We start from the raw sequence: 2277 nt of genomic DNA on the forward strand, positions 1-2277 counted from the left end.
GTCGCGGCCCGCGCTTCTAAACATTCAAATCATCCCTGTCAAACGAAACCGCCGCGTTGCCGTCAGGAAAGCGGCGGTCGTCGCACCCCCAAAACTGAAGGAAATCAGCTGTTGCGCAGCCCGTCCGCGGCGCGCTTCCACTGCGTGACGTTGTCGGCGATCATGCGCGTCGATTTCATCGCGGCCTGGCTGAGCTGGGCATAGCCGGAGATTTCGCGCTGGACGCGCTGGCCCTCGGCATGCAGCAGATCGCGCAGGCTTTCAAGCTCGGAAATCAGCTTTTCGATTTCCGCGAGCGAGGTGCCGGCGACGCGCTGGATCAGCGAATTGACGCTGTTGACGGTGGCCTCGGCGCTCGGCTCGAGCGGCGCGGCTTCCGGGCCGCCGATGACCGGCCGGCGCAGATAGGCGACGTCATTGCGCACGAAATCGCGGATCCCGGCCTCGACTTCGGAGACCGAGTCGTGATCACCGTCGACTTCGGTTGTTGAATCAATTTGTTCGGAACGAATGGTGGCGTTCATCAGCCATTCCCCTGTTTCGCGTTGAGCGAGCGCGGAAATCTCCCGCAGACGAAGTTTGAACGGCGCCATCAGGGCCGCCGATTTTGACCGCATCGCGGCCACTATGCGGCAATGCCCAGATCATTCGGCCGGAATCGGCCCGGCAGGAACTACCAGTTGTGCTTGAATCCTGCGCTGATGCTCTTGCTGGTGGTGCCCTGCGCGGCCTCGCCGATCGCGCCCGAAATGGTGAGGCTCTCGAACAGCTTTTGCATTCCCCGAGCCCGCAGAATGCGTTCGCGATGGTGCAGGATTATGACGGGGTGCGCGACGATTGCTAAACCGCCGCGATCCTCGGCAGATGGATCGGGTAGCCCACCGTCTGCTCCACCAGATCGAAGGTATCGAGCAGCACGCGGAGACTGGTCAGCCGGCCGGCTCGAAACTGCGCGAAATGCGCGATCCGCAGGCTGATCGGCTTGTTGGAGTCGAGCGCGGTCAGCGAATAGCGCAGCATCGATGACGCCGAATCGACACCCAGCATGATCGCCTCGCGATCGGAGCGGTGGATCCGGACATTCTCGCCGATCTGCCTTACGACGTCGAGCACGGCATCCTTGCCGCGGCGCGCGCCGAAGAACGGATACAGGTCGATCGGGCCATAGATCGCCCAGTCGACCTCTTCGTCGAGCAGGGCCTCGAGGTCCTCGGGCTGGCGTTCATTGATCGCGCGATGCACTGCGCGCGAGAGAGGCCAGAGACTATGCTCTGTCATTTTGCCGTGTTTCCTGAACTGGATTGCGAAACGGAGATGACCCCGATGGGCGTCATTGCCGACGCCGTGCCAGGTTGCTGCACTTCAACATTGCTGCCTTGGATAGTACTTTTTTGTGAGAATGCAAATGTCATTTTGGTAAGGCACCAGGGTGGAATCCGCCCGTTCCAAAGTGCGAGTTCAAGCGCTTGAAGGACCGGGCTTTTCTTTCGATGGCCTGATTGCCGTGCCGCCGCGCCGTCCGTATCCTGCGCGGGCAAAGCGGCCGCCGAAAGCCGCGCCAGCGCAAGAAACCAATGGGGGAGAGAACGATGAAGCGCGTCATTCAGTTTGTCGCCGCAGGCCTGCGGTTTGTTGCCGCCGGCCTGTTGCTGTCGCTGCCGGCCCTGGCCCACACGCCGCAACAGCCGCCGCACCAGCTTTACAATGAGGGCGACCTCAAGCTGGAAAGCGGCGAGGCGATCAAGGATTTTGCGATCTCCTATGTCACCCACGGCACGCTGAACGCGAAAAAATCCAACGCCATTTTGATGGTGACGGCGGTGGGCGGCAATCACCACCGGCTCGACTTCATGATCGGCCCCGGCAAGGCGCTCGATCCCGAAAAGTATTTTGTCATTTGCACCGATGCGATCGCCAACGGCTTCTCCACTTCGCCGAGCAATTCGAAAACCCAGCCGCGGATGAATTTTCCAAAGTTCACCATCCGCGACATGGTGGAATCGCAATATCGCCTGCTCAGGGAAAAATTCGGCATCGACCATGTCGTCGCGGTGGTCGGCCCGTCGATGGGCGGCATGCAGGTGCTGCAATGGGGTGTCAGCCATCCCGACACCATGGATGCGCTGGTGGCCATGGTGCCGCTGGCGAAGACGCCGGCCTGGACGGTCGCGGTGCTGGAAGCCTCGCGCAAGGCGATCATGAATGATCCGGCCTGGAAGGACGGCAATTACGAGGCGCCGCCGGAGAAGGGCGTGAGGCTGTGGCGCGACATTCTCA

At 61.4% G+C, this 2277-nt stretch carries 3 protein-coding genes; 1 reads left to right on the top strand and 2 read right to left on the bottom strand.

Going from position 1 to position 2277, the window contains the following annotated elements; translation table 11 throughout:
* Positions 1 to 104: 104 nt before the first annotated feature.
* Together WCE35_RS15515 and WCE35_RS15520 are read right to left on the bottom strand one after the other, a co-directional pair.
* Complete coding sequence (locus WCE35_RS15515; RefSeq protein WP_424594222.1) at positions 105 to 524, bottom strand: hypothetical protein; 420 nt, start codon at positions 522 to 524, stop codon at positions 105 to 107.
* Positions 525 to 840: 316 nt separating this feature from the next.
* Positions 841 to 1278, bottom strand: a complete 438-nt coding sequence (locus WCE35_RS15520; RefSeq protein WP_424594223.1) for a nuclear transport factor 2 family protein — start codon at positions 1276 to 1278, stop codon at positions 841 to 843.
* 311 nt (positions 1279 to 1589) lie between these two features.
* Between WCE35_RS15520 and WCE35_RS15525 the strand changes: the two genes are divergently transcribed.
* Positions 1590 to 2277 (top strand): alpha/beta fold hydrolase (locus WCE35_RS15525; RefSeq protein ID WP_424594224.1); only part of this gene is annotated, 688 nt, incomplete at its 3' end.

The sequence above is a fragment of the Bradyrhizobium sp. genome (assembly GCF_049691595.1).
Lineage (GTDB): Bacteria > Pseudomonadota > Alphaproteobacteria > Rhizobiales > Xanthobacteraceae > Bradyrhizobium.